Here is a 5,327-nt window from a genome sequence, read left to right on the forward strand (position 1 = left end):
TTGAGAAGCGGTGTAAGTGAACTGCAGTTGCCATGTTTTACGGCAGTGAGAGCAGAGATAGCGCTGATGTCCGGCAGTGCTTTTGCCGTTACGCACCACCCCGTCAGTAGCTGAACAGGAGGGACAGCTGATAGAAACAGAAGCCACTGGAGCACCTCAAAAACACCATCATACACTAAATCAGTAAGTTGGCAGCATCACCCTTCAGTAAACTTAAAGGATATTTACGCATATATTAAAAATTATCTGTGATATATATCATTCAATAAAATATTTACATTATGAATAATCAAATAATTTTCATCCGTAATATATATGAATAATAAACATAGGCATAATATTCACATAAACAATATAAATTAAAAAAGGGTGCAGGAGACCAAACCATCACAATTCAGTACGCGGGGTTTTATCCCCGCGTGGTGGCTACTTCTTCGATTCGTAAGCGAGAACTGCCTTAAACTCCATACCACGTTCTCTGATACTCAACTCACACAACGAGTCGCCTACCATCAGCGTGAATCCCAGTACTGTAAAACACAGCACTATGATTGCCACAAGGGCATATTTTGTCAGCATGTCTTGCCTCCCTGCAAAGAAGAGACTAACATTCGAATTGTTTGGGTTCGAACGCTGGCCTCAGGTTGATAGAAATATCGCCTGGGGCTTTTGTCCATCTGGAACCTCGCGAATGCTTAACGCCAGACAGCCTCAAGCACCCGACGCCATTCTATACCTGATAATTCTTCCAGCGGCGTTCACGTTTAAAATCAGGAATACTGCTCGCAAAATAAAAACGCCCCCATCATTTCTGACAGAGGCGTTTAATTTATCCGGCAATATTTACCCTTCGTGCAATCCACATTCCCTTTTTAAGCCAAAGAAACGTGTTTCTTCTTCCGACATGCCAGGTTCCCATTTACGGGTTGTATGGGTATCACCGACCGATAAATATCCTTCATCCCATAATGGGTGATATTTCAGGCCATGTTTTTGCAGGTACTGATAAATAGTTCGGTTATCCCAGTCGATAATCGGCAGCACTTTAAATACGCCACGCTGAATTGCCAGCACCGGTAAATTGGCGCGACTGCCGGATTGTTCACGGCGCAGGCCAGCAAACCAGGTTTGCGCGTTAAGTTCTTTCAGAGCCCGGTTCATCGGTTCGACTTTGTTGATGTCATTGTACTTTTCAATGCCTTCAACGCCCTGCTCCCACAGTTTTCCGTAGCGTGCTTCCTGCCAGGCTGCGCTTTCGGTAGCACGGTACACTTTCAGGTTGAGCTTGAGTTTGTCCGTTAACTCGTCAATAAAGCGGTAGGTTTCCGGGAACAAGTAACCCGTATCGGTGAGGATCACCGGAATATCCGGGCGAATTTGATTCACCAGATGCAGGCTCACCGCCGCCTGAATGCCAAAGCTGGAAGAAAGTACATATTCACCGGGCAGATTATCCAGCGCCCAGGCTACGCGGCCTTCAGCGTCCAGTTTTTCCAGTTCGGCGTTAGTTTCCGCCAGCGCCAGAATGCGATCTACCTTCGGCAGTTCGTTCAGGGCGTTTAGATCGAGTTTGGACATAGATTCCTCACTGTTTGCCTTGCCTGATGCGACGCTCACGCGTTCTTATCAGGCCTACAGGACCGGGCTGATGGTTAATCCCACAAATCGCGCGCCGGATCGAGCACCGGGCGAATGATGCCCGCACGCACCGTAAAGTCGCCGAAGCCTTCACCCGCTTCGCGCTCTTTCGCCCAGCGCCCTATCAGTTCATCAAGCGACGCCAGGATTTCCGGCTCGGTGATGTTTTCTTTATACATCCGTGGGATACGTGTCCCAATGCGGTTGCCGCCAAGATGCAGGTTGTAGCGACCCGGCGCTTTACCCACCAGGCCCACTTCCGCCAGCATCGCGCGACCACAACCGTTCGGGCAGCCTGTTACACGCATCACGATATGCTCATCGCTGACACCATGTTTCGCCATTAAATTATCGATGTTGTCGATAAAAGACGGCAGGAAACGCTCTGCTTCCGCCATCGCCAGCGGGCAAGTCGGGAATGACACGCAGGCCATCGAGTTTTCACGCTGCGGCGTGACGGCATTCATTAACCCGCTCTCTTTGGCGATCTTCTCGATCTTCGCTTTCTCGCTTTCCGGTACACCGGCGATGATCAGATTCTGGTTCGCCGTAATGCGGAAATCGCCTTTGTGGATCTTCGCGATCTCCAGCAGGCCGGTTTTCAGCGGACGCCCCGGATAATCAAGGATGCGACCATTTTCGATAAACAGCGTCAGGTGCCAGTTATCATCAATGCCCTTAACCCAGCCAATACGATCGCCTCGTCCGGTGAACTCATATGGACGGATCGGTTCAAATTTGATCCCCGCGCGACGCTCCACTTCCGCTTTAAACGTCTCAACCCCCACGCGCTCCAGCGTGTATTTGGTTTTGGCATTTTTACGATCGGTTCGGTTACCCCAGTCACGCTGAGTTGTCACGACGGCTTCGGCCACCGCCAGCGTATGCTCCAGCGGCAGATAGCCAAACTCGCTCGCCGTGCGGGCGTAGGTTTTCTTGTTGCCGTGTTCGATAGAAAGCCCACCGCCCACCAGCAGGTTGAAGCCTACCAGCTTGCCGTTTTCGGCGATTGCCACGAAGTTCATGTCGTTGGCATGCAGATCGATATCGTTCTGCGGCGGGATCACTACCGTGGTTTTGAACTTACGCGGCAGGTAGGTCTGACCAAGGATCGGTTCTTCATCAGTAGTGGCGACTTTTTCCTGGTCGAGCCAGATCTCCGCATACGCGCGGGTACGAGGCAACAGATGCTCAGAAATCTTCTTCGCCCACTCATACGCTTCCGCGTGCAGCTGCGACTCGTAAGGGTTCGAGGTGCAGAGTACGTTACGGTTCATGTCGTTAGCTGTCGCCAGCGCATCAAGACCGACCGAGTGCAGCATCTGGTGCACCGGTTTGACGTTCTTTTTCAGAATGCCGTGGAACTGGAATGTCTGGCGGTTGGTCAGGCGAATGCTGCCATAGATGGTGTTTTCACCGGCAAATTTGTCGATCGCCTGCCACTGTTTAGTGGTAATCACCCCACCCGGCAGACGACAGCGAAGCAGCATCGCGTGGCGCGGCTCCAGCTTCTGTTCAGCACGTTCGGCGCGGATGTCGCGGTCATCCTGCTGATACATGCCGTGGAAGCGGATCAGCAGGAAGTTGTCGCCCTTAAAGCCGCCGGTCAGACCGTCGTTTAAATCTTCCGCAATGGTGCCGCGCAGGTAGTTGCTTTCAAGCTTCATGCGCTCGGCGTCTGTCAGTTTTCCTTCGACCACTAAAGGCCCTGGATGTTTTTCGCTCATTAGTAGACATCTCGCTGATAACGGCGCTCTACGCGCAGCTCACTTAAAAATTCATCCGCCGCTTCGGTGTCCATGCCACCAAATTCGGCAATCACTTCCAGAAGTGCCTGCTCAACGTCTTTCGCCATGCGATTAGCGTCGCCGCAGACATAAATGTGGGCACCATCATTGATCCAGCGCCACAGCTCCGCGCCCTGTTCGCGCAGTTTGTCTTGTACGTAAACTTTTTCTTTTTGGTCGCGCGACCAGGCAAGATCGATACGTGTCAGCACGCCATCTTTGACGTAGCGCTGCCACTCCACCTGGTACAGGAAGTCTTCCGTAAAGTGCGGATTACCAAAGAACAGCCAGTTTTTACCTGGCGCTTCGTCGGCGGCGCGTTGCTGCATAAAGGCGCGGAACGGCGCAATACCGGTGCCTGGGCCAATCATAATCACCGGGGTTTCCGGGTTAGCGGGCAGGCGAAAGTTATCGTTATGTTCGATAAATACGCGGACTTCGCCCTCTTCTTCCACGCGATCCGCGAGGAAGCTGGAGGCACCACCGGCACGGGCTCGGCCTTCCACGTCGTAACGCACCACACCAACGGTGACGTGTACTTCGTTCTCGACTTCCGCCTGCGAGGAGGCGATGGAATACAGGCGCGGGGTCAGCGGGCGCAGCAGATTAATCAGCGCTTCGGCATCCAGTTGCGCCGGAGAGAAACGCACCATGTCGACAATCGGCGTCGTCGCGGCGTAATGCTGTAACTTCGCTTTATCGCCCACCAGCGGCAGCAGTGTTTCGCTGCGGGTAAGCGTGGCGTAATTCTCAACAATGTTGGCGGTGTTGACGGTCAGTTCGAAGTGCCACTGTAGCGCTTCGTTCAGAGGCAACGTTTTGCCCTCGACGGTGACAGGTTCATCGCCTTTCAGCCACAGCAGTTCGACAAGTTCTTTCACCAGTGCCGGATCGTTCTGATACCAGACGCCCAGCGCGTCACCCGGCTGGTAACGCAGGCCCGAGTCACTTAAGTCAATTTCGATATGGCGAACGTCTTTTTCAGAGTTACGCCCGGTAATTTTCTGGTTAACAGAGAGGCTAGCCACCAGCGGCGCGTCTTTGCTGTACGGGCTGGTGTGGATTTCATTTACCGCGCCAGTAGCGACGGATTGCGAAGGTGCCGCGACAGGCGCACGCGATTTAAGCGCATCAACCACGCGGGCGCGCCACTCGCTGGCAGCAGCCTGGTATTCAACATCGGCATCGACACGGTCGAGCAGGCGTTCACCACCCAGTTCCGCCAGCTTGCTGTCGAAATCTTTCCCGGACTGGCAGAAAAATTCATAAGAGCTATCGCCGAGGCTAAACACGGCAAACGCGGTGTTTTCCAGCTTTGGCGCTTTTTTGGAGAACAGGAACTTATGCAGCGCGACGGCTTCTTCCGGCGGTTCCCCTTCCCCTTGCGTTGACGTCACTACGATGAGCAGTTTTTCGCTGGCGATTTGTTTGAATTTATAGTCGCCCGCGTTCATCAGCTTAACGTTCAGTTTTGCTGCTAATAAATCATCGCGTAATGCTTCAGCAACCCGGCGCGCATTGCCGGTTTGCGAGGCGGAGATAATAGTTATACCCGGCATTTCTGCGGCTGGCGCTGGCGTCGCTGCAAGCGCAGCAGGCTGCTGATTGAGTACGCCCCAGAAATAGCCAGAAACCCAGGCAAGCTGGGTAGGCGTTAAATCGGTCGTGGCCGCCTGAAGGCGTGCCAGTTGCTCCGGGTTCAACGGAAGCAACGCGGAAGGTGGGACCTGTGTCGTCATGCGTCGTTATGTTCCAGTAAGCAAAGCTGTTTCTGCGCCCTGTCAGCGCCCATAAAACAGAAGAGTGAAGTGGTCAACAAAAACTGGCCACCGAGTTAGAGTTTTTCCAGTATCGATTTTCCGATTCGTTTGGGGGTAACCCACCGTTATATTCGTGCGGTCT

5 protein-coding genes are annotated in these 5,327 nt (G+C 53.0%); all 5 read right to left on the reverse strand.

The genetic code is table 11. From position 1 onward, the window contains the following. On the reverse strand, positions 1 to 147 hold a 147-nt coding region (locus BGK49_RS26080; RefSeq protein ID WP_001393286.1), incomplete at its 3' end, for an IS1 family transposase. Positions 148 to 426: 279 nt separating this feature from the next. After that, positions 427 to 579, reverse strand: a complete 153-nt coding sequence (locus BGK49_RS09165; protein WP_000956460.1) for a Hok/Gef family protein — start codon at positions 577 to 579, stop codon at positions 427 to 429. A gap of 264 nt (positions 580 to 843) precedes the next feature. Then, positions 844 to 1,578 carry a phosphoadenosine phosphosulfate reductase gene (gene cysH, locus BGK49_RS09170; RefSeq protein WP_000039851.1) on the reverse strand — a complete coding sequence of 245 codons (735 nt, stop codon included), beginning with the start codon at positions 1,576 to 1,578 and terminating at the stop codon, positions 844 to 846. A gap of 74 nt (positions 1,579 to 1,652) precedes the next feature. Then, positions 1,653 to 3,365, reverse strand: a complete 1,713-nt coding sequence (gene cysI, locus BGK49_RS09175; RefSeq protein ID WP_001290706.1) for an assimilatory sulfite reductase (NADPH) hemoprotein subunit — start codon at positions 3,363 to 3,365, stop codon at positions 1,653 to 1,655. Beyond that, positions 3,365 to 5,164: an NADPH-dependent assimilatory sulfite reductase flavoprotein subunit gene (gene cysJ / locus BGK49_RS09180; RefSeq protein WP_000211889.1), complete on the reverse strand. Its 1,800-nt coding sequence runs from the start codon at positions 5,162 to 5,164 to the stop codon at positions 3,365 to 3,367. Before cysJ ends, cysI begins: the two co-directional genes overlap by 1 nt. Between the last annotated feature and the right edge of the window lie 163 nt (positions 5,165 to 5,327).

This window comes from Shigella sp. FC1544, assembly GCF_001722145.1.
GTDB classification, from domain to species: domain Bacteria; phylum Pseudomonadota; class Gammaproteobacteria; order Enterobacterales; family Enterobacteriaceae; genus Escherichia; species Escherichia coli.